This is a genomic window from Mesonia oceanica, from assembly GCF_902499555.1.
Taxonomy (GTDB): Bacteria; Bacteroidota; Bacteroidia; order Flavobacteriales; family Flavobacteriaceae; genus Mesonia; species Mesonia oceanica.
The window spans coordinates 93,602-115,083 of record NZ_CABVMM010000009.1 but is presented as its reverse complement, the minus strand read 5'-3'; the positions used below and the strand labels follow the sequence as shown (position 1 = coordinate 115,083).

The 21,482-nt window shown below is 35.3% G+C and carries 21 protein-coding genes; 20 read left to right on the top strand and 1 reads right to left on the bottom strand.

Annotated features, from left to right (window positions below):
* Positions 1 to 161: 161 nt before the first annotated feature.
* The 5 genes from trpD to trpA all read left to right on the top strand — a co-directional run bounded on the left by trpD (position 162) and on the right by trpA (position 5,161).
* Positions 162 to 1,154, top strand: a complete 993-nt coding sequence (gene trpD / locus FVB9532_RS12060) for an anthranilate phosphoribosyltransferase (RefSeq protein ID WP_150545434.1) — start codon at positions 162 to 164, stop codon at positions 1,152 to 1,154.
* Complete coding sequence (gene trpC / locus FVB9532_RS12055) at positions 1,154 to 1,948, top strand: indole-3-glycerol phosphate synthase TrpC (protein WP_150545433.1); 795 nt, start codon at positions 1,154 to 1,156, stop codon at positions 1,946 to 1,948. The genes trpD and trpC overlap by 1 nt, the downstream gene beginning before the upstream one ends.
* A gap of 173 nt (positions 1,949 to 2,121) precedes the next feature.
* Complete coding sequence (locus FVB9532_RS12050; protein WP_150545432.1) at positions 2,122 to 3,030, top strand: phosphoribosylanthranilate isomerase; 909 nt, start codon at positions 2,122 to 2,124, stop codon at positions 3,028 to 3,030.
* Complete coding sequence (trpB, locus tag FVB9532_RS12045) at positions 3,027 to 4,214, top strand: tryptophan synthase subunit beta (RefSeq protein WP_150545431.1); 1,188 nt, start codon at positions 3,027 to 3,029, stop codon at positions 4,212 to 4,214. The genes FVB9532_RS12050 and trpB overlap by 4 nt, the downstream gene beginning before the upstream one ends.
* 182 nt (positions 4,215 to 4,396) lie before the next feature.
* Entirely contained in the window at positions 4,397 to 5,161 is a 765-nt protein-coding gene (gene trpA / locus FVB9532_RS12040; RefSeq protein ID WP_150545430.1) for a tryptophan synthase subunit alpha, read from the top strand.
* Between the two features lie 160 nt (positions 5,162 to 5,321).
* Here the strand turns inward: trpA and FVB9532_RS12035 are convergent, their stop codons facing one another.
* Positions 5,322 to 5,861 carry a DUF1697 domain-containing protein gene (locus tag FVB9532_RS12035; protein ID WP_150545429.1) on the bottom strand — a complete coding sequence of 180 codons (540 nt, stop codon included), beginning with the start codon at positions 5,859 to 5,861 and terminating at the stop codon, positions 5,322 to 5,324.
* Between the two features lie 107 nt (positions 5,862 to 5,968).
* Here FVB9532_RS12035 and FVB9532_RS12030 point away from each other — a divergent pair, with 107 nt between their 5' ends.
* From FVB9532_RS12030 to FVB9532_RS11970, 15 genes are all read left to right on the top strand, one after another.
* The gene (locus FVB9532_RS12030) at positions 5,969 to 7,801 is read left to right on the top strand and encodes a vWA domain-containing protein (protein ID WP_150545428.1); all 1,833 of its coding nucleotides are present in this window, start codon (positions 5,969 to 5,971) and stop codon (positions 7,799 to 7,801) included.
* Between the two features lie 793 nt (positions 7,802 to 8,594).
* Positions 8,595 to 9,236, top strand: coding sequence for a TetR/AcrR family transcriptional regulator (locus tag FVB9532_RS12025; protein WP_228482325.1), 642 nt, complete (start codon positions 8,595 to 8,597; stop codon positions 9,234 to 9,236).
* Positions 9,226 to 10,545, top strand: coding sequence for a TolC family protein (locus FVB9532_RS12020; RefSeq protein ID WP_150545427.1), 1,320 nt, complete (start codon positions 9,226 to 9,228; stop codon positions 10,543 to 10,545). Before FVB9532_RS12025 ends, FVB9532_RS12020 begins: the two co-directional genes overlap by 11 nt.
* A 17-nt stretch (positions 10,546 to 10,562) precedes the next feature.
* Entirely contained in the window at positions 10,563 to 11,645 is a 1,083-nt protein-coding gene (locus FVB9532_RS12015; protein WP_150545426.1) for an HlyD family secretion protein, read from the top strand.
* 3 nt (positions 11,646 to 11,648) lie between these two features.
* On the top strand, positions 11,649 to 13,244 hold the full coding sequence (locus FVB9532_RS12010; RefSeq protein WP_150545425.1) for a DHA2 family efflux MFS transporter permease subunit: 1,596 nt from the start codon (positions 11,649 to 11,651) through the stop codon (positions 13,242 to 13,244).
* A 250-nt stretch (positions 13,245 to 13,494) separates the two neighbouring features.
* Positions 13,495 to 13,638 carry a hypothetical protein gene (locus FVB9532_RS19510; RefSeq protein WP_194716544.1) on the top strand — a complete coding sequence of 48 codons (144 nt, stop codon included), beginning with the start codon at positions 13,495 to 13,497 and terminating at the stop codon, positions 13,636 to 13,638.
* Positions 13,639 to 13,767: 129 nt separating this feature from the next.
* The gene (locus FVB9532_RS12005) at positions 13,768 to 14,415 is read left to right on the top strand and encodes a flavin reductase family protein (RefSeq protein ID WP_150545424.1); all 648 of its coding nucleotides are present in this window, start codon (positions 13,768 to 13,770) and stop codon (positions 14,413 to 14,415) included.
* Positions 14,402 to 14,539 carry a DUF2256 domain-containing protein gene (locus tag FVB9532_RS12000; RefSeq protein ID WP_150545423.1) on the top strand — a complete coding sequence of 46 codons (138 nt, stop codon included), beginning with the start codon at positions 14,402 to 14,404 and terminating at the stop codon, positions 14,537 to 14,539. The genes FVB9532_RS12005 and FVB9532_RS12000 overlap by 14 nt, the downstream gene beginning before the upstream one ends.
* On the top strand, positions 14,512 to 15,831 hold the full coding sequence (locus FVB9532_RS11995; RefSeq protein WP_150545422.1) for a DASH family cryptochrome: 1,320 nt from the start codon (positions 14,512 to 14,514) through the stop codon (positions 15,829 to 15,831). The genes FVB9532_RS12000 and FVB9532_RS11995 overlap by 28 nt, the downstream gene beginning before the upstream one ends.
* A 30-nt stretch (positions 15,832 to 15,861) precedes the next feature.
* On the top strand, positions 15,862 to 17,397 hold the full coding sequence (locus FVB9532_RS11990) for a cryptochrome/photolyase family protein (RefSeq protein WP_150545421.1): 1,536 nt from the start codon (positions 15,862 to 15,864) through the stop codon (positions 17,395 to 17,397).
* Between the two features lie 86 nt (positions 17,398 to 17,483).
* On the top strand, positions 17,484 to 17,642 hold the full coding sequence (locus tag FVB9532_RS11985; protein WP_150545420.1) for a lmo0937 family membrane protein: 159 nt from the start codon (positions 17,484 to 17,486) through the stop codon (positions 17,640 to 17,642).
* A 31-nt stretch (positions 17,643 to 17,673) separates the two neighbouring features.
* Positions 17,674 to 17,838 (top strand): hypothetical protein, encoded by a 165-nt coding sequence (locus tag FVB9532_RS19505; protein WP_194716543.1) that lies wholly within the window; start codon positions 17,674 to 17,676, stop codon positions 17,836 to 17,838.
* Between the two features lie 79 nt (positions 17,839 to 17,917).
* Positions 17,918 to 18,592 (top strand): hypothetical protein, encoded by a 675-nt coding sequence (locus FVB9532_RS11980; RefSeq protein ID WP_150545419.1) that lies wholly within the window; start codon positions 17,918 to 17,920, stop codon positions 18,590 to 18,592.
* A 126-nt stretch (positions 18,593 to 18,718) separates the two neighbouring features.
* A complete protein-coding gene (kynU, locus tag FVB9532_RS11975) occupies positions 18,719 to 19,990 on the top strand; it encodes a kynureninase (RefSeq protein WP_150545418.1) in 1,272 nt (423 codons plus the stop codon).
* The gene (locus tag FVB9532_RS11970; RefSeq protein ID WP_150545417.1) at positions 19,990 to 21,381 is read left to right on the top strand and encodes an FAD-dependent oxidoreductase; all 1,392 of its coding nucleotides are present in this window, start codon (positions 19,990 to 19,992) and stop codon (positions 21,379 to 21,381) included. The genes kynU and FVB9532_RS11970 overlap by 1 nt, the downstream gene beginning before the upstream one ends.
* The last annotated feature ends 101 nt before the right edge of the window (positions 21,382 to 21,482 follow it).

Here is a 21,482-nt window from a genome sequence, read left to right as displayed (position 1 = left end):
ACCCTGAACCTGCCCGTCCGGCAGGCGGGCTTGATTCAGGGTCACATCAGAAGGATGAGAACACGCTGATTGAAAATTCACAGGAATCGAATAAATGAAAAACGTCCTTTTAAAATAAATTCATCATCTAAAACTCTTTTTTAGAAGGAAAATAGGTAAAAATGAAACAATTACTCAACAGATTAACACATCACGAAATTTTAAGCAAAGCGGAAGCTAAACAAGCGCTTATCAATATTTCTGAAGGCAAAGCAAATCATAGTCAGGTTGCTAGTTTTCTTACCGTTTATATGATGCGTAGCATTACCATTGAAGAGTTAGCAGGTTTTCGTGATGCTTTATTAGAACTTGCGGTTCCCCTCAATTTAGCAGATCATCATCCCATCGATTTATGTGGAACGGGCGGCGATGGCAAAAACACGTTTAACATATCTACCCTAGCATCGTTCATCACTGCCGGAGCTGGAGTTAAGGTGACCAAACACGGAAATTACAGTGTTTCTTCGGTCAGCGGAAGTAGTAATGTTCTGGAAAATCTTGGAGTCAAATTTTCTAACGATCAGGCGTTTTTAGAAACCTGTTTAGAAAAAGCAGGCATATGCGTGCTACACGCACCACTTTTTCATCCGGCTATGAAGTTTGTCGCTCCGATACGAAAAGATTTAGCGGTAAAAACGTTCTTCAATATGTTAGGTCCCATGGTAAACCCTGCAAAACCGCCCAACCAAATAGTAGGAGTTTTTAGTTTGGAATTAGCGAGAATTTACAGTTATCTCTATCAACATACCGATACTAATTTTAAAATTGTACACGCCCTTGATGGTTACGATGAAGTTTCCCTCACCGGAGATACCAAAATTGTAGGTAATCAAATAAATACGGTTTTAACTCCCGAAGATTTTAAAGCTGAAAAAATTAAAGCCGAAGAAATTTATGGAGGAGAAACGATTCCTGAAGCGGTAAAGATTTTTCAGAAAATTTTAAACGGTCAAGGTTCTAAAGCTCAACATCAAGTGGTTTGTGCCAATGCTGCCCTAGCCATTTCAACCGCTAAAAACTGTAGTATTTCAGAAGGCTTAGCCTTGGCAGAAGAATCACTAAAAAGTGGTAAAGCCTTAGAAAAATTAAAAACACTCCAAAAATTAAGTGCATAATGGCTACTATTTTAGATACCATCGTCAAGCATAAGCTTACAGAAATTCAGCTAAAAAAAGAATTGCTTCCCATAAAATATGTAGAGCAATCGCCACTTTTTAACCGAGCATGTTTTTCGTTAAGCCAAGCTTTAAAGAAAAGTGAAAGCGGAATTATAGCAGAGCACAAACGAAGATCTCCTTCTAAGCCCAACATCAATCAAAATTTATATGTGAATGAAGTGCTTGTAAGCTATCAAAAAGCGGGAGCATGCGGAAGTTCTGTTTTAACCGATAATAGTTTTTTCGGAGGTTCTTTAGAAGATTTACAACTGGCTAGATCGAGTGTACAATTCCCTTTGCTGCGAAAAGATTTCATCATCGATGAGTATCAAATGCTAGAGGCCAAAGCTAACGGCGCCGATGTAATCCTATTAATTGCTGCCATTTTGAGTCCGCAACAAATAAAAAATTTCGCTTTACTCGCTAATGAATTAGGGATGGAAGTTTTATTAGAAGTTCACAACACAGAAGAATTACAAGCAAACCTTCAGGCACAAGTTCAACTCATTGGAGTAAACAACCGGAACCTAAAAACATTTGAAGTTTCTACGGAAATCAGTAAACAACTATCTTCCTTAATTCCTGAAGAAATGGTGAAAATTTCTGAAAGCGGACTCCAATCTACTTCCGATACTTTAGAATTAAGAGAATATGGTTACCGAGGTTTTTTGATAGGAGAAACGTTCATGAAAACTGAAAATCCCGGGGAAAGTGCTAAAAATTTTATTGAAGAAATTGAACGGAAAAAGTAAGATGAGATTCCGTGTCAGATACGGAAGACGAGATAAAGCGTCTAATTGAAGATCTTAGTCACCCCGAGCGGAGTCGAGGGACAGCATCACATCAAAAGAGCAAATCAAGATGAGACCCCAGATCAAGTTCGCCTGACGGACAGGCAGGTCTGGGATGACGAAAAGAACCAAATATGAAAAATAATAAGCCAAATACAAATGTTCCATTTCCTTCCCCTTGGGGGAAGGCTAGGTTGGGGCTTAAAGTCTGCGGAATGAAATATGAAGAAAATATTTTGGAGTTAACCCAACTCCAACCCGACTATATGGGTTTTATTTTCTATGAAAAATCACCTCGGTTTATGAATGAAAATATTCCTGATATTCATTCATCCATAAAAAAAACAGGTGTTTTTGTGAACGCAGAACCAAGTTTTATTCAACAAAAAGTTGAAGATTACAATTTACAGGCCATTCAACTTCACGGGAACGAAAATGTGGAGTATTGCCAACAATTAAGAAATTTATTCAGTAATAAAAAGCGAGATGAGATCCCGGATCAAGCCCGCCTGCCGGACGGGCAGGTCCGGGATGACGAATTTCCCGACGTCATGCTGAACTCGATTCAGCATCACATCAAAAATGAGAATAAGAATGAGCCCCTGAAACATATTCAGGGTGATGCTCTAAAAAAACAAAATCAACTTATTGAAAATTATCCCGAGCGGAGTCGAGGGACAGCATCACATCAAACCAAATCAAATTCCATTGAAATCATCAAAGCATTTTCTATTCAAGATCAATTCAATTTTCAGGAATTGGAAACATATCTTCCGGTGGTAGATTACTTTTTATTTGACACCAAAGGAAAAAATCCTGGAGGAAATGGTTTCACTTTCGATTGGCAAGTCTTAAAAAATTACCCTTTTCAAAAACCATTTTTCTTAAGTGGAGGTATTGGTTTAGAAGAAGTCGAAAAAATTAAGGCGTTTCAAGAATTTAATTTACCGCTTTATGCCCTAGATGTAAACAGTAAGTTTGAAACCCAACCCGGCAAAAAAAATATAGACGATTTAAAAAATTTTAAAACTCAATTGCTATGAGTACAACAAATCATATAAATGAACAAGGCTATTACGGTGAATACGGCGGTGCTTTTATTCCTGAAATGCTCTACCCAAATATTGCACAGTTAAAAGAAAACTACTTAGCTATTCTTAGCGAGCAATCATTTCAAGAAGAATATCAGCAATTGTTACGAGATTATGTAGGTCGCCCTACTCCACTCTACTTTGCCAAACGGTTAAGTGAAAAATACAACACCAACATCTATTTAAAACGCGAAGACCTTTGCCATACCGGTGCTCACAAAGTGAACAATACAGTTGGTCAAATTCTGTTAGCTAAACGCTTAGGTAAAAAAAGAATTATTGCTGAAACTGGGGCCGGACAACACGGAGTAGCCACCGCTACGGTTTGCGCACTCATGGGAATGCCGTGTTTTGTGTATATGGGTGAAATAGATATGAAACGCCAAGCGCCCAATGTAGCTCGTATGAAAATGCTAGGCGCAGAAGTGATCCCATCAACCTCAGGGAGTAAAACCTTAAAAGATGCTACCAACGACGCGATTCGAGATTGGATTAATCATCCTGAAGAAACCCATTATATTATTGGTTCGGTGGTTGGACCGCACCCTTATCCGGATATGGTGGCACGTTTGCAAAGCATTATTTCACAAGAAATTAAATTGCAACTACAAGAAAAAGAGAATCGAACCCAACCCGATCACATTATTGCTTGTGTAGGTGGTGGTAGCAATGCTGCCGGGGCTTTTTATCATTATTTAGATGAAAAAGAGGTCAACCTCATCGCCGTAGAAGCTGCCGGAAAAGGAATTAACAGTGGAGAAAGTGCCGCAACTTCTCAATTAGGGAATAACGGAATTATCCACGGAAGTAAAACGCTATTAATGCAAAGCAAAGACGGTCAGATTACCGAACCTTATTCTATTTCTGCGGGACTGGATTATCCTGGTGTTGGCCCAATGCACGCCCATTTATTTAGCAGTAAACGAGCAGAATTTTTATCGGTTACCGATGATCAAGCCATGCAAGCCGGAGCTGAGCTTACTAAATTAGAAGGGATTATCCCAGCAATTGAAAGTGCTCACGCTTTAGCGGCATTAGGACAGAAAAAATTTCAACCCGATGAGGTAGTTGTCATTAACTTATCCGGACGTGGTGATAAAGACCTAGAAACTTATATAAATTATTTTGATTTATAAATTGGGCGCCTGAGCGGGCTATTCGCTATATCTTTTTTGTTGTCATAATGAGCTTGTCGAAGTACAACAAAAAAGGATGCCGCTACTATCCCTAGCGCAAAAAAATCACAAACTGTAAACTGTAAACTGTAAACTGTAAACTGTAAACTGTAAACTGTAAACTGTAAACAAAACTAAAAATAATGAATCGCATCACCCATAAATTACGAGAAAACAAAAAGTTACTTTCTATCTATTTCACCGCTGGCTACCCTCAAATCGACGATACCAAAACCATTCTTGAGCAATTAGAAAAATCGGGGGTAGATGTAGTAGAAATTGGTTTACCCTTTAGCGATCCGCTTGCCGATGGCCCAACCATACAAGCAAGTTCTACCCAAGCTTTAAAAAATGGAATGACTAGCGAAAAACTTTTTGAGCAATTGAAAGACATTCGAAAATCGGTTTCCATTCCCTTGATTATCATGGGATATTTTAATCCGATGCTTCAATATGGAATTGAGAAGTTCTGCCAAAAATGTGAGGAAATAGGCATTGACGGACTCATCATTCCTGATCTTCCCTTAGAAGTTTATACCGAAGAATATCAAGAAATTTTTCAGCAATATGGTTTACAAAATATATTTTTAATTACGCCACAAACCACTGAAGAGCGAATTCAACAAATTGATCAAGTTTCCGAAGGCTTTATCTATATGGTAAGTTCAGCAAGTATTACGGGAAGTACAAATAGTTTTGGTGAAGCACAACAAGCTTATTTTGAAAGAATCGACCAAATGCAACTTCAACATCCACAAATTGTTGGTTTTGGAATCAGCAATGCTGAAACTTTTCAGAAAGCAACAAAATTTGCCAAAGGAGCGATCATTGGTTCAGCATTTATCAAACACTTAACTGAAAACGGAACCCAGCATATTGATGGTTTTATCAAGCAGATTAGAATGTAAAATTAATCTTTTTGATTATCTGTGATTTATAATAATGGGTGTTTTCGTCATTCTACATTGAAAAACAAAAATAGTAAGGATGAGACCCTGAATCAAGCCCGCCTACCGGACGGGCAGGTTCAGGGTAACGGTTTCTTATTATGATTCTACGGGTATTCAATCAATCTTTTAATAAACTAGAAATTTTTAAAAGCGTTTTCCAATTTCGAGCGGTGGCTTTGGTGCTTAGTTTTTTTTCGATAAGCGTGGTAGAGAGTTTTGAATTACGAACACCCTCGATATAATTTACAAAAAGATGCTTCCCTTGTATTTTAAATTCTTCCGATGCAAATTCTAATTCTTTAAAGTCTTTCACTAAATCTTCTTCCGGCTTTTCTTTTAAGAAAATTAGATGCAATTGCTTAAAATCTTCTACATCAGGAAACGGATTTTGAGTGATCGCTGCTTCAATTTCTTTCGAAGTTCTAACAATTACCGGAATTTCGTAACTATATTCTTCTAGTAAATGTTGTGCCAGTTTCTCTTCAAGAACCGCACTATTTTTCTCTTCCGCAGTAAAAAATAAATTTCCGCTTTGTATGTAAGTAGCAACCTCTTTGAAACCTATTTTCAAGACCGATTCACGTAAATCTGCCATTTTTAATTTTCGCTTTCCACCTACATTTATCCCTCGTAATAAGGCTACATATTGCTGACTCATTTTTGAATTTAGATTAAAAAATTTATGTAAATCTAATAAGTACGTAAAATTATTGTTTTTTTTGGCAAGTTGTTTGTTATTGAATTTATAACTTAAAACTTATCATTATGAAAAACGCATTACTCTTCACTTTATCATTTTTCTTTACAATACTCTGTTTTGCAAAAAAAATTACTGGAACAGTAACCGATGAACAAGGTATGCCAATACCAAGTGCAAATGTTCATTTAAAAAACTCAACGGTAAGTACCTATACAGATTTTGACGGAAATTACGAGATTGAAGCCGAAAAAGGAGATATACTTGTATATACTGCTATAGGTTTTGAAAAATTAGAAAAAAAGATTAAAAACAAAGCGGTAATCAACATTACTTTAATCGTTAATAAATCTCAATTAGATGAAGTTGTTATTACTGGTTTCGACAAGAAAATACTTTCTGGTAGAACGCAAGGAATAAAAGTAGAAAATTCAATGCCCAGTTCTAATTCTCAGTTATTATTCCGTGGAGCTAATTCAACTATTCCAGCAAATCCGCAACCAGTCCAAAACCGAGAATCTTATAAAGAAATTGAAGAAAACACCTTTAAAATGGTGAATGCTTCACCGCTTTCTACCTTTTCGATAGATGTGGATAAAGCGAGTTATAGCAATGTGCGTAGAATGATTAACAACGGACAAGAAATTCCAAAGGATGCCGTGAAAATCGAAGAGTTTATTAATTATTTCGATTATGATTATCCGCAACCTACCGGTAAAGATCCGTTTTCAATTAACACCGAAGTCGCGAAATCTCCGTGGAATAAAGATACCCAACTGGTAAAGATTGGCTTGCAAGGAAAAGAAGTTCCATTAGGTGACATTCCTCCATCTAACTTAGTATTTCTAATTGATGTTTCCGGTTCGATGAATTCTCCTAACAAACTTCCGCTTTTAAAATCGGCTTTCAAAGTATTGGTCAATCAATTACGTGACGAAGATAAAATTAGCATCGTTACCTATGCCGGAGCTGCAGGACTGGCGCTAGAACCTACTTCAGATAAAAATAAAATCATAGAAGCTCTTGACAAACTTAATGCAGGAGGTTCAACGGCGGGCGGTCAAGGAATACAATTGGCTTATAAAATTGCAGAAGAAAACTTCATTAAAAACGGAAATAACCGAGTGATTCTAGCCACTGATGGCGATTTTAATGTTGGTGCCAGCAGTGATCAAGCCATGGAAGATTTAATTCTTGAAAAAAGAAAAAGTGGCGTTTTCCTTACTTGCTTAGGTTTTGGTACCGGAAATTACCAAGATTCCAAAATGGAAACGCTAGCTGATAAAGGTAATGGAAATCACGCGTACATCGACACCATGCAAGAAGCCCAACGCGTTCTAGGTACCGAGTTTGGCGGCACTTTATATACGATTGCTAAAGATGTAAAAATTCAGGTAGAATTTAACCCGGCTAAAGTACAGGCTTACCGCTTGATTGGTTATGAAAATCGCTTACTTAACGCAGAAGATTTTAATGATGATAAAAAAGATGCCGGTGAATTAGGAAGCGGCCATACGGTAACGGCACTTTATGAAATTATTCCTGTTGGTGTAAAAAGTGAATGGTTAAAAGATGTGGATGATTTAAAGTATTCTGATAAAAAAATAAAAGGGAATGCTGATGAATTATTAACGGTAAAATTTAGATACAAAAAACCAGATGGCGATAAAAGTAAACTCATCACTAAAGTTGTGAAAGATGAAAACACTCCACTTGAAAAAGCTTCAGCAGATTTTAAATTTAGTGCGGCACTTGCGATGTTCGGGATGCATTTAAGAGCATCTGAATACGCTAAGAATATTTCCAAAGAAAAAATCGTTCAATTGGCAGAAGCCGGAAAAGGAAAAGACAAAGAAGGTTATCGGGCAGAATTTGTTCGGCTTGTTAATTCTTCTATTTAATGCAAAACAGCAAAAAAGTAAAGCCTTGTTAAAGACAGGGCTTTATTTTTATACCTCCAGAAAGCATTAAATTTTACTTAAAACTTATATTTCTATTAAAAAAATCAATAATTTACATGGGTTAAAAATGTAAATATCAAAGATCAAGAAATATATAAGCTAGCATTAGAAAAACACCAATTGTATTTTGGTAGCTTTTATTTTTATAAAAATTATATTATTGGTGAAATTAAGGAGGGTGTTTTCTATGACTGGAAAAAAGCTAATAGATTAATAAAGTTAGCCCTCAATTTTTATGGTAGTGGCAAGAAACCTCATTATATTTCCAATAGAAAAAACAGTTACTTCGTAAATCCAGCAGATTGGATTAAATTTTATAAATCTGAGCATCGTATAAGTTCATACCTCATTGTTCACCGTAGCAAATCTTCCATGTTCAATATCAAGTTTGAGAAAATGTTCTTTAAAGATAAAATACTTCATTTTGACAGTCTCCATGAAGCTGTAAATTGGGTAAATTCGACAAAGAAATAAAAAGCCTCAAAACTACGTAAAATGACTTAAAAATAAGTCAGGTGTAGTGGATCATGAATCTCTCCAAAAAATTAATTTTCAACTTCCTTCCCTATACAACTCACTAGCTGTTCCACATACATTAATCTACGGTTGGTCTAGCTATACTATTAATTGCGCAAAAGACAAATCAATTCCTACAAAACTACTACGGTAGGATTTTACTGAAATTTAAAAAAATTCAATAAAAACAAATTAAACAAACGTTTAATTTAAACAAATGTTTAATTTCGCATCTCATATGGGAATAAACGAAAAGCAATTAAAAATTCTACAGGTTACTGAACGCCTTTTTTCAGAACATGGCTTTGATGGCACTTCTGTTAGGACAATTGCAAAACAAGCGCAAGTAAATATTGCGATGATCTCTTATTACTTTGGTTCTAAAGAAAAATTATTAGAATCTCTTTTATATTATCGTTCACAAGGTTTTAAAGCTCAACTAAAAGAGGTACTGGCAAAAGATATTTCTTATCTACAAAAAATAGATGAGATGGTAGCGGTGATGATAGAACGTGTACACAAAAACCGTCGCATATACAAAATCTTACATTTTGAAAGCACCACCAATACTAGAAGATCGATTATCAATGATCATTTAATAAGAAAGAAGGAGACCTATAAAATTATTGAAAGCTTTATTAATGATGGACAAAAAGTAGGTGTTTTTAGTAAAGATGTAAATATTAAGCTTATTTCTTCCACCATTTTAGGCACCTATTTTAACTTTTATTACAATCACAACTATTTTAAAATCATTCACGGTTGGGATCCCGATACTTCTATAGATCATTTTGTAAAAAATGAACTTACTCAACACATACAAATTACTATTAAAGCCCTTTTAACCTATGAGAATTAAATATTTATTAATTCTTTTTCTACTTGTAACCGCTTGGAGTTCACTTAAAGCACAGGAAATGCAAAAACTCTCCATAGAAAAAGCTGTAGAAATAGCATTAAACAATAGTGATGAAGCAAAACTGGCAGACACAAAAGTTCGAACAGCAGAAAATCAACTTCAATCTACTAAAAACCTTCAATACCCAGATTTGAGTATCTCTGGCCAGTATCAACATTTATTTAAGCCGGATGTAGATGTAAAATTATTTTCCAATCAAAATCCCGATGCAGCTGAAGGCCAAGCTACCGCCTCTCCAAATGTCAACCAACTTCTTTTAGGACAAGCCAGTTTAAGTGTTCCCGTTTTTTCTGGTTTTAAGATTCAAAATACCATTGAAGCCAATGAAAATAATTTTAAGGCTGTTAGTTTTGATGCGAAAGAAAGCAAAGAGCAAATTGCACTAACAACCATTCAAAACTACATTAACCTCTATAAAGCACAACAAACTGTTGAACTCTTTAAGGAGAACCTGAAAAGCTCACAGCAACGGGTAAAAGATTTTTCGGCAATGGAAGAAAACGGGTTACTGGCCAGAAACGATTTATTAAAGGCAAAACTTCAAGAAGCTAATGTTCGGTTGAGTTTGGAAGAAGCTCAAAAACAAGTAAAAATCTTAAACTATAGATTAGCTATTTTTCTAAAACAACCCCGAAACACTCAATTTCAAATACAAGAAAATTTCGGTTTACCCCCAAAAGAAATTGCCATTAACGATGGTGATGCCAGGCCAGAACTAGAAGCTTTGCGCTATCGTCAACAAGCTTCTGAAAATGGAATAAAAGTAGCTAAAAGTAACTATTACCCATCGGTTTCCCTTTTAGGAGGTTATATCGCTGCAGATATTAAAAACGCCATTACAGTTACCAATGCTATGAATATAGGTATGGGACTATCTTACGACCTATCCAATATTTTTAAAAACAAAAGTGAAGTTAGAAAAGCAAAAAGTAAAGCTGAAGAAGTAGAATACAATTTAAAAATCTTAGATGACCAAATAAACGTTGAAATAGAAAATGCTCGACAAGAATATGAACTCGCCCAAAGAAAGCTTGATGTATTTGCAGAATCTGAAGAACAAGCTATTGAAAATTACCGAATAGTAAAAGATAAATATGATAATGGCCTGGTAGACACCAACGATTTGCTGGAAGCAGATTTACAAAAATTACAATCTAAAATTAATTTGGCCTATGCCAAAGCCAATATCACCTTGATGAAATATCAATTATATAAAGCTGAAGGTACTTTAACAAACCAGTTCAAATAAAAATGGAATCAAATAAAATGGAACAAAAGAAAAAAACCAATAAAAAATTTATTGTTATAATTTCTGTATTGGTAATAATTGGATTGGCCTACGGTAGCTATAAGTTTATTCATTCTTTATCTCATGAAGATACAGATGATGCTCAGATTGCTACCAATATGAGCCCTATTATTCCACGTGTAGGCGGCTATATAGAAAAAGTATATGTAACCGATAATGAAAAAGTTAAAAAAGGGGATACCCTTTTCACCATCGATAATCGCGACTATTTAGTAAAACTACAACAAGCCAAGGCGAGCCTAACTGCTGCTAAAAGTCAATTAGCAGTTACAGAGGCCGGTATTGGTTCTTCCCGTGCAAATGTACAAACCTCTGTTGCTGAAGTAAGTTCTGCCAAGGGAAATATAGAAACTGCAAAAATTAAATTATGGAGGGCTACCCAAGATTTTGAACGTTATAAAAATCTCTATGAAAATCATTCGATCACCGCTCAACAATTTGAACAAGCTGAAGCTACTAAAAAGGAAGCAGAAGAAGAATTAAAAATTCTCCAGCAACAAAAAAACGCTACCACAAGTCAGCAAAATGCTGCACAATCGCAAACCGAAGTTACCGAAAAACAAGTTTCAGTTGCAGAGGCCAATGTAGAAAGTGCGAAAGCTGTTTTGGAAGCTGCTCAATTAAATTTAGGATATACCGTAGTTATTGCACAAATCGATGGACAGCTTTCTGAGGTAGATCTAGAAAGAGGCCAATTTGTTCAACCGGGACAATCGCTATTTTATTTAGTTAACATAACTAAAAAATGGGTAATAGCCAACTTTAAAGAAACACAGCTTACAAAAATGAAAGTAGGACAAAAAGTTAGCATTGAAGTAGATGCTTATCCTGATATGGAGCTTGAAGGGGAAATTTCTGCATTCTCTCCCGCCACCGGTGCCCGCTTTTCATTATTGCCACCCGATAATGCGACCGGCAATTTTGTGAAAACTGTACAACGTATACCGGTAAAAATAAATTTCACTAAAAACAACAATCCAGAAGATCTCCAAAAATTACTTTCAGGTATGAATGTTCTTGTTGATGTACATTTAAAATAAATTATGGCCCAAGCTCAAGCAAATATACAAGATGATGATAGCTTAGTTGAATATGGCTTTAGAAGGGTAATTATTACCATTACTGCCATACTTTGCGCACTACTTGAAATTATTGATACCACTATTGTCAATGTAGCACTTAATGATATGCGCGGAAGCCTTGGGGCTACCCTTACAGACGTTGCTTGGGTAATCACTGCTTATGCTATTGCCAATGTAATTGTTATCCCGATGACAAGCTGGCTCTCTAAACAGTTTGGACGCAGAAATTATTTCGCAGCTTCAATTATCCTTTTTACGGTTTCTTCATTTTTATGCGGAAATGCTACTAATATATGGGAATTGGTAACCTTTAGATTTATTCAAGGGATGGGCGGTGGAGCCCTGCTAGTAACAGCTCAAACTATTATTACTGAAGTCTACCCCATTAAAAAACGCGGAATGGCTCAAGCCATTTACGGAATGGGCGTTATTGTAGGACCAACTTTAGGGCCACCATTAGGCGGATATTTAGTAGATAATTTTTCTTGGCCTTATATTTTTTACATTAACATTCCCATTGGAATCGTAGCTACCTTTTTAACCATTTTTTTTGTAAAAAGTCCCAAGTATGGTGAGAAACTTAAAGTAAACCAAGTAGATTGGTGGGGTATTATTTTATTAGCTTCATTCGTTGGTTCTTTACAATTTGTGTTAGAACACGGCCAACAAGATGATTGGTTTGAAGATTCAATGATTGTGAGCTTATCTCTAGTATCTATATTAGGTTTAATTCTTTTTATATGGCGTGAACTCGTGTATGAGAACCCCATAGTAAATTTACGGGTTTTAAAAGATGGCAACTTACGCATTGGTACCATTCTTACCTTTATTTTAGGATTCGGTCTTTTTGGTTCTACTTTTATTATTCCTATCTACACCCAATCCATCTTAGGATGGACCGCGACCGATGCCGGATTGTTGTTAATCCCAAGTTCTATCACCACTGGATTAATGATGCCCATTATAGGTAAATTACTTGAACGTGGAGTTTCTCAAAAATACTTAGCTGCCGGAGGGTTTATTATATTTTTCGTTTACAGTTATTGGATGTATGTATTAATGACTCCCGATACCGGTTCAGAACATTTTTTCTGGCCACTAGTAGTAAGAGGTGTTGGGCTAGGTTTATTGTTTGTTCCTATTACAACATTATCACTCTCTACATTAAGAGGAAAAAATATTGGAGAAGGTGCCGCCTTTACCGGAATGATGAGACAACTAGGAGGTTCCTTTGGTATTGCTATTATCACTACCATGGTTTCGCGTTGGACACAACAAAACCGAATAGATTTAATTCCTAACATAAATCCTAATAAATTTCAAGTTCAACAACGCATTAATGCTTTTCAGCAAATGTTTATTTCCAAAGGGTTTAGTATCAACGAATCTTTAAATAAAACCTATCAAACTATGGAAGGAATCATTATGAAACAAAGCACGATAATTGCTTATATGGATGTATTTTTATATCTAGGTATATTATTTCTAGTATGTGTACCTTTTGTATTGTTCATTAAAAAAGGAAGCAATAAAACAGATCATGCCTCAGCTCATTAAATAAAAATCAAGAGCATTTATTCATGATTGTTTAATTTCTTATTAAAATTTATACGATTGCCTAAATGGTATTCTTTCATCCGAAAATTATAGATTCCTATCATGTTCTTGATAGCATACATTGAATTAATTCTATAAAAGAATAAGAATTTTAAACAACTTTAAAGTTCACTTAACAAGATTTTACAATCCTTTTAATAAACCTAACTATAATTTATACCTACCTTTAAGGAAAATAAAAAATTGTATTATGGGACATATTGAAGATAATCGCAGAAAAAGAAAACATGATGACACTGAAAGTCCATTAGGAAATATAGGTGATCGCAAAAAAAACACCAATAAAGTAGATTTTGATGAACCTACCATCAGAAAACAAAAAAATAAAGAGTAATGGGTATATATAAAAACATACCATAAAATATAAAGCTGTCTTCATCGACAGCTTTTTTAGAATAAAACTATTTTTTGTTTAATCTTATTTATTAAAAATTAAACAAACTATGCCTTAAACTTACCCCAAATGAATTATTACAATAGAGAAGATATTGAAAACTTGGAAAAGCAATTTAGAATTAATTTGGTAAATAGCTTAAGTGGCTACAAATCTGCCAACCTAATTGCTACAAAATCTAAAGATGAAATTACCAATGTCGCTATTTATAGTTCTGTAATTCACCTAGGTAGCAATCCACCTTTACTCGGCTTTATTTTACGCCCCACTTCTGTGGAGAGAAACACGTATGATAATTTAGTTTCTACCGGAGAATTTACAGTAAACCACATCCACAAAGGAATTATTAAAGATGCTCACCATACTTCAGCTAAATATGATGGAAAGATTTCAGAATTCGATAAAACTGATTTAACCGAAGAATATCACAAAGGCTTTTACCCACCTTTTGTAAAAGAGGCAAAAATAAAAATTGGTTGCAAGCTGGTTAATTATTATTACTTGAAAGAAAACCAATGCCGAATGATTATTGGGGAAATAGAACATTTACTTTTTGAAGACGGTATTGAAGAAAAAGATGGCTGGCTTAACCTTGAAAAAGCAGAAACTATAGCCATAAATGGATTAGATGGTTATACAGAAACACACCTCATCGACCGGTTTGATCATGCTAAGCCCAACAAGGAAGTGAATTCTATTTTAGATGAAGAAAAGTGAACTTCCCACTAAAATTTGTCCGGTTTGTCAACGACCCTTTTCGTGGCGTAAAAAATGGGAAAAGGATTGGGAACACGTAAAATATTGCAGTAAAAAATGCGCGAAAAACAAACATACAATGTAATCTGGTTCAGAAACGACTTACGGGTTTTTGATAATTATTCCATTCAAAAGGCATGTCAAGAATCCCGACCAATTTTAGCAGTTTACTGTTTTGATCCTCGGCATTTTGAGGAGACTACATTTGGTTTTAAAAAAACTGAAAAATTTAGGGCTAAATTTCTGTTGGAAAGTGTACAAAATTTACAAAAAAATTTAAAAGAAAAACTCCATATTAGCCTATTGGTTTTTAATGATTATCCCGAGAAAATAATTCCAAATCTTGCGGAAAAATATCATTTTCAAAAAATTTTTCTGCAAAAAGAATGGACACAAGAAGAAGCCGAAGTTCAGCAAAATCTAAAATACCATCTTCCCGAAGTTGATTTTATTGAAACCTACGATCAATTTTTATTTCATCCGGAAGATATTCCTTACGAATCGTTTCAAAATATCCCGGAAATTTACACCCAATTCAGAAAAAAAACAGAATACCACGTTAATGTAAAACCCCCGGCTAATTTACCTCAACCTCAACCTGAAGAATACCTTGTAAAACATACAACGCAAGTTCCTCCATTAAAAGATTTAGAGTTAAGTGAAGTTGAAATAGATTCGAGATCTGCATTTCCTTTTCGTGGAGGCGAAGATGAAGCCGATAAACGTATACAGCATTATTTTTGGGACACATGTCAACTTCAGCATTATAAAGAAACACGTAACGGACTTCTAGGCGCAGATTACAGTTCTAAACTTTCAGCTTGGTTAGCCAATGGAAGTATTTCCGCAAGAAAAATTTATTGGGAAATCAAAAAATTTGAAAAGCAAATTGTAAAAAACGATAGCACCTATTGGCTCATTTTTGAATTGATTTGGCGGGATTACTTCAAATACATTTCCTTAAAACACGGCAATAAACTATTTCAGCTTAACGGAATTTCAACTAAAAATTTAGACTGGAACCACGATACAGAAACGCTTGCAAAATGGGTAAATGGTGAGACTCAAGAACCCTTTGTGAATGCAAATATGAAGGAAATTGATGCCACCGGATTTATGAGCAATCGTGGTCGACAAAATGTAAATAGTTTTTGGGCAAAAGAATTAAAACAAGATTGGCGAGTGGGCGCTGCCTATTTTGAAAGTATGCTCATCGATTATGATGTGCACAGCAATTGGGGCAATTGGATGTATAATAGTGGCGTAGGCAACGACCCTAGAGATCGGAAGTTTAATATAAAATCACAAGCAAAACGTTACGACCCCAATCAGAAATACCAACAAACTTGGTTATCTGGTCAAAAAGAATTGTTCTAAAACTCAACTTCAATCCTTTTTTGATTTAATATGAAAAAACTTCGATTTCTACTTGGCGACCAGCTCCATCACAAACATTCTTGGTTTTCTTCACCAGACAAAGACACGCTCTATTTTATGGCAGAGATGCGTCAGGAAACCGATTATACCGTACATCATATTCAAAAAGTTGTCGCGTTTTTCGCTGCTATGCGAAACTTCTATCAGCATTTAAAAGACAAAGGTCATCAAGTAATTTATTATGAAATTGATGCCAAGGAAAACAAACAGGATTTAATTGAAAACCTCCAGCAGCTTATCGATAAGTATGAAATTGAAAAATTTGAATATCAACTTCCCGATGAGTACCGTTTAAATGAACAACTCAAAGATTTCTGCTCGAATCTAGAAATTGATTCTGAAGCTTTCGACACCGAACATTTTTATACTTCTCGCACAGATTTAGCTGAATTTTACAAAGGCAAAAAAGAAATGACGATGGAATATTTTTACCGCGATATGCGTAAGAAACATTCTATTCTCATGCAAAATGAAAAAAATCCGGAAGGCGGTCAATGGAATTTCGATAAAAGCAACCGTAAAAAATGGAAAGGTCAACCTGAAATTCCGCACGAAAGAGGCTTTAGAAAAGATGTTTCTAACATTGTAAAACAAATTGAACAGCAGGAAATCAAAACCATGGGAAGTATCCAGGAGAAAAACTTTAACTGGCCAACTTCTCGCCCCGATTGCTTAAAAGTATTGAACTATTTCTGCGAAAATTTATTAGTTCATTTTGGAGATTATCAAGACGCCATGCATACAGAACAGCTATACCTTTTTCATTCCCGGCTTTCTTTTGCGATGAATTCTAAAATGCTATCGCCGCAAGAAGTTATTGAAAAAGTGATCGATACCTACCATGAAAATAAAAGTGATATTGATATTTCTCAAGTGGAAGGGTTTGTTCGGCAAATTTTAGGCTGGCGCGAATATATGCGTGGTATTTATTGGAAAGAAATGCCCGGTTACCGCAGAAGCAACAAATTAGACAATCAAAACAAACTCCCCGATTTTTATTGGAACGCCGAAACAAAAATGAATTGCCTTAATCATTCCATCAAACAAAGTTTAGAGGAAGCTTATGCGCATCATATTCAACGATTAATGATTACGGGCAATTTTGCTTTATTAGCACAAGTACATCCAGACGAAGTTGACGCTTGGTATTTAGGTATTTATATAGATGCGATTGAATGGGTAGAAATGCCCAACACCCGTGGAATGAGTCAGTTTGCCGATGGAGGAATTGTTGCTACCAAACCTTATGTTTCCAGTGGAAGTTACATTAACAAAATGAGCAATTACTGTAAAGATTGTCATTACAATGTCAATAAAAAGCAAGGAGAAGACGCTTGTCCCTTCAATTCTTTGTATTGGAATTTTTTAGACGAGAAGCGAGAACATTTTCAAGATAACCAACGCATGAATATGATGATGAGCCTTTTGAACAAGATGAATTCTGAAACCTTAAAAAAACATAAAGAGCGAGCCGCAGACATCCTAAAAAACCCAAATAAGTATTAATTCTTAGTTAATTGATAGTTAAACAATCGCAAGCGAAAAATCTTATTATATACATTTACTTCGACTAACTATAAAAATAAAAAACCATGGGTGATTTAATTTGGCTTATTATAGTAATCCTACTTATAGGATGGCTCATAGGCTTTTTTGGTTTTGGCGAAGCTGTTGGTAGTTTAATACACATCCTTTTAGTCTTAGCCGTAATCGGAATATTATATAGACTTGCCACTGGCAGAAGACCGTAAATTAATTAACGAATCAATTAAAATTAGAATTATGAAAAAATTATTTTTATGCCTATTTTTAGTAGGATCTTTAGCAACTACATTTACAAGTTGTAGAGAAGAAAAAAGTACTGGAGACAAAATAGAAGATGCCGCAGATGATGTTGGTGATTCTATGGAAGATGCTGCAGACGATGTGAAAGACGCTGTAGATTAATCTTTCATCAACAATAAAACAGAAACCTCTTGAGATCATCAAGAGGTTTTTTTATTTTTAATAAATAAATCATTCCAACATGAAACAACTCATTCTTCTTCTCATCCTATCAACTTGCGTGATAGGTTGTAAAAACGATTCTGAAAAAACCAAAACATCTACTTCCTCTGCAAAAGAGCTTTCCATCTTAGAAAAAATTGCTAATGCTCACGGCTATAAAAATTGGAAAAATATTAAAAAGCTTAATTACACTTTTAATGTAGATCGTGATTCGAGCCACTACGAGAGATCTTGGCAATGGTATCCTCAAAAGAATGAGGTCAAAATGCTATCAGCTAAAGACACGATTGAATATTTCCGTAAAGATATGGACAGTATTCAGCAACAAACAGACCAAGGTTTTATCAACGATAAATATTGGTTACTCTTCCCTTTTCAATTGGTTTGGGACAAAGGTTTTCAATATTCTGTAGAAGAAAATGTAAAAGCACCTATTAGTGAAAAATCAATGAAAGAAATCACCATTGCCTACGATCATCAAGACGGTTATACACCGGGCGATACTTATAAAATTTATGTCGATAAAGATTTTATCATTAGAGAATGGTCTTACATTGCTTCAGGTAGTCAAGAACCAAATTTATCAACTACTTGGGAAGGTTACCAAGACTTTAAAGGACTTAAAATCGCAACTTCCCATCAAAACAAAGAAGGAAATTTTAAACTCTATTTTACAAATATTAAAGTTGAATAGTTACTTGTGAAGTAATTCTCATTATTTCAAATTCTACAAAACAATCATTCAAACGTTTGAATTAATCAAAAGCAACTCATTAATTATTGCTAAATTTGTGGAAAACTCATTTTTTAGAACATAAAAATGCAAACAACCCAACATAAAAACACCTTGGAATTTGCGAAAGAGCAAGACCAAAAAGACCCTTTAAAACGCTTTAGAAATCAATTTCATATTCCCAAAGATAAAAACGGGGAAGAACAAGTTTACCTCTGCGGAAATTCATTAGGATTACAACCTAAACTCACCCAAGAATACATTCTACAAGAATTGGAAGATTGGAGCAATTTAGGCGTTGAAGGTCATACCGAGGCTAAAAACCCTTGGATGCCTTACCACGAATTTTTAACGGATAAAATGGCAAAAATTGTTGGAGCAAAACCATCTGAAGTTGTCATGATGAATACCTTAAGTGTCAATTTACATTTAATGATGGTTTCTTTTTATCGTCCAAGTATAGGACGCTATAAAATTGTGATAGAAAGCGATGCTTTCCCATCCGATAAATATGCTGTAGAATCTCAACTGAAATTTCACGGACATCAACCAAAAGATGCTTTAATTGAATGGAAGCCTAGAGAAGGTGAAGAACTTTGCCGTTATGAAGATTTAGAAAATATAATGGAGGAGCAAGGAGATGATATTGCACTCTTGCTTATTGGCTCTACCAACTATTATACAGGGCAATCTTTTCCTTTAAAAAAAATCACCGAATTAGGACATCGTCACGGAGCCAAAGTTGGTTTCGATTTAGCACACGGTGCAGGAAATATTCAACCTAATTTACACGAAACAGGACCGGATTTCGCCGTTTGGTGTTCCTATAAATATTTAAACAGCGGCCCTGGAAGTGTTGGGGGTTGCTTTGTTCACGAACGCCATGCCAACAACAAAGATTTAAAACGCTTTACGGGTTGGTGGGGACATAACAAACAAACGCGTTTTAATATGCGTCACGAATTTGACCCAATTCCCGGAGCAGAAGGTTGGCAATTAAGCAATCCACCCATTTTATCCTTAGCAGCTATTAGAGCTTCTTTAGCGATTTTTGATGAAGCCGGATTTGAAAATATTAGAGCTAAATCGGTAAAAATCACCAATTACTTAGAGTATTTGCTGGAGGAAATTGAAGGCGATCAAATTGAAATTATCACTCCAAAAAATCCAGAAGAACGAGGTTGTCAACTATCCATTAAGGTTCAACATGCCAATAAAGCTTTATTCGATAAATTGATGGCAGCCGGAGTAATTGCCGATTGGCGTGAACCGAATGTAATTCGCGTAGCTCCTGCCCCACTCTACAATTCTTTTGAAAATGTATACAAAATGGTTGAACGTTTAAAAGCACTCTTATAATGCAAAAGAAAGAAAACATCCTTATTATCGGTGCCGGACTTTGCGGTTCCTTATTGGCCTTACGAATGGCGCAACGCGGCTATCAAGTTCAACTTATTGAAAAACGTCCCGATTTAAGAAAAACCGATATCTCAGCAGGAAGATCCATCAATTTGGCATTTTCCAACCGTGGAATAAAAGCCATGAAACTCGTTGGCTTAGAGCAAAAAGCTTTAGAAATTTGCATCCCAATGAATGGACGAATGATTCACGATCAAGAAGAAAATACCTTTCTTTCCCCCTATAGTGGTTTAGAACACGAATACATCAATTCCATTTCCAGAACAGATCTCAATGCACTTTTATTAGAGGAAGCTGAAAAAATGGAAAATGTTTCCATTCAGTTTAATCAGGAGTGTTTAGCTGTAAATTCGGCAGAAGCAAAAGCAAGCTTTAGAGATTATCATTCTGGAGAAGAAAAAACCATTTCAGCCGATCTTATTTTTGGCACTGATGGTGCAGGTTCTGCTCTACGAAAAAGTATGATGGAAGATCACAGTTTCCTATTCAGCTTTTCGCAAGACTATCTACAACACGGTTACAAAGAATTAACCATTGAACCCTCTACTGAAGGTGATTTTCAACTCTATAAAAATGCATTGCACATTTGGCCAAGAGGTGAAAATATGCTTATTGCGCTTCCTAATTTAGATGGAAGTTTTACCGTGACGCTATTTATGTCGTATGCAGAAGGAGATTATAATTTCGACAATATTACTTCCGCAGCAAAAGCAGAAGAATACTTCCAAAAATATTATCCCGATGCCTTAAAACTCATGCCGAATTTAGGGGAAGAATTTTTTAAAAATCCCACGGGAGCTTTAGGGACAGTAAAATGTTCACCTTGGTATAGCCATGGAAAAAGCTTGTTAATGGGCGATGCAGCACACGCGATCGTACCATTTTATGGTCAGGGAATGAATGCTTCTTTTGAAGACGTAGTAGTTTTTGATGAAGTTTTAGAAAAACACACCGGAGATTGGGAAGCTACCTTTAAAACCTATCAAAATATTCGTAAAAAAGATACCGATGCGATTGCCGATTTAGCGATTGATAATTTTTATGAAATGAAAGAACACACAGCTGCTCCTATTTTTCAACAGAAAAGAAAACTGGAAACCGCTTTAGAACAAGAATTCCCTGCTGAATATGCCTCAAAATACCGCTTGGTAACGTTTCAAGAACAAATTGGTTATGCCGAAGCGATGCAACGCGGACGGGCCCAAGACAAAGCGATGTTGCGATTACTCTCTGAGCAGAAAATAAACGATCAATTAAGTTTAAAAGAAAAGCTTAATTTAGTAAAAGAGGAAACTAAAAATATTTTACAAGAAGATACCGTTGTTTATTAAGAAATAAAATCAATTAAGTATACATCATATTCAGTAAATATATATCCGTCATTCCGTGCTTGACACAGAATCTCATCATCAATAGATAAATGAAGCTTAAA

What these genes read in the sequence shown, in the direction of transcription:
- kynU (WP_150545418.1), top strand. Translation starts at nt 18,719, where the DNA reads ATGCAAACAACCCAACATAAAAACACCTTGGAATTTGCGAAAGAGCAA.
- trpC (WP_150545433.1), top strand. Translation starts at nt 1,154, where the DNA reads ATGGCTACTATTTTAGATACCATCGTCAAGCATAAGCTTACAGAAATT.
- FVB9532_RS12005 (WP_150545424.1), top strand. Translation starts at nt 13,768, where the DNA reads ATGAATTATTACAATAGAGAAGATATTGAAAACTTGGAAAAGCAATTT.
- trpD (WP_150545434.1), top strand. Translation starts at nt 162, where the DNA reads ATGAAACAATTACTCAACAGATTAACACATCACGAAATTTTAAGCAAA.
- FVB9532_RS11995 (WP_150545422.1), top strand. Translation starts at nt 14,512, where the DNA reads ATGCGCGAAAAACAAACATACAATGTAATCTGGTTCAGAAACGACTTA.
- FVB9532_RS11970 (WP_150545417.1), top strand. Translation starts at nt 19,990, where the DNA reads ATGCAAAAGAAAGAAAACATCCTTATTATCGGTGCCGGACTTTGCGGT.
- trpB (WP_150545431.1), top strand. Translation starts at nt 3,027, where the DNA reads ATGAGTACAACAAATCATATAAATGAACAAGGCTATTACGGTGAATAC.
- FVB9532_RS12000 (WP_150545423.1), top strand. Translation starts at nt 14,402, where the DNA reads ATGAAGAAAAGTGAACTTCCCACTAAAATTTGTCCGGTTTGTCAACGA.
- FVB9532_RS12010 (WP_150545425.1), top strand. Translation starts at nt 11,649, where the DNA reads ATGGCCCAAGCTCAAGCAAATATACAAGATGATGATAGCTTAGTTGAA.
- trpA (WP_150545430.1), top strand. Translation starts at nt 4,397, where the DNA reads ATGAATCGCATCACCCATAAATTACGAGAAAACAAAAAGTTACTTTCT.
- FVB9532_RS11980 (WP_150545419.1), top strand. Translation starts at nt 17,918, where the DNA reads ATGAAACAACTCATTCTTCTTCTCATCCTATCAACTTGCGTGATAGGT.
- FVB9532_RS12035 (WP_150545429.1), bottom strand. Translation starts at nt 5,861, where the DNA reads ATGAGTCAGCAATATGTAGCCTTATTACGAGGGATAAATGTAGGTGGA.
- FVB9532_RS12020 (WP_150545427.1), top strand. Translation starts at nt 9,226, where the DNA reads ATGAGAATTAAATATTTATTAATTCTTTTTCTACTTGTAACCGCTTGG.
- FVB9532_RS12030 (WP_150545428.1), top strand. Translation starts at nt 5,969, where the DNA reads ATGAAAAACGCATTACTCTTCACTTTATCATTTTTCTTTACAATACTC.
- FVB9532_RS12025 (WP_228482325.1), top strand. Translation starts at nt 8,595, where the DNA reads ATGTTTAATTTCGCATCTCATATGGGAATAAACGAAAAGCAATTAAAA.
- FVB9532_RS12015 (WP_150545426.1), top strand. Translation starts at nt 10,563, where the DNA reads ATGGAACAAAAGAAAAAAACCAATAAAAAATTTATTGTTATAATTTCT.
- FVB9532_RS19505 (WP_194716543.1), top strand. Translation starts at nt 17,674, where the DNA reads ATGAAAAAATTATTTTTATGCCTATTTTTAGTAGGATCTTTAGCAACT.
- FVB9532_RS11985 (WP_150545420.1), top strand. Translation starts at nt 17,484, where the DNA reads ATGGGTGATTTAATTTGGCTTATTATAGTAATCCTACTTATAGGATGG.
- FVB9532_RS11990 (WP_150545421.1), top strand. Translation starts at nt 15,862, where the DNA reads ATGAAAAAACTTCGATTTCTACTTGGCGACCAGCTCCATCACAAACAT.
- FVB9532_RS12050 (WP_150545432.1), top strand. Translation starts at nt 2,122, where the DNA reads ATGAAAAATAATAAGCCAAATACAAATGTTCCATTTCCTTCCCCTTGG.
- FVB9532_RS19510 (WP_194716544.1), top strand. Translation starts at nt 13,495, where the DNA reads ATGGGACATATTGAAGATAATCGCAGAAAAAGAAAACATGATGACACT.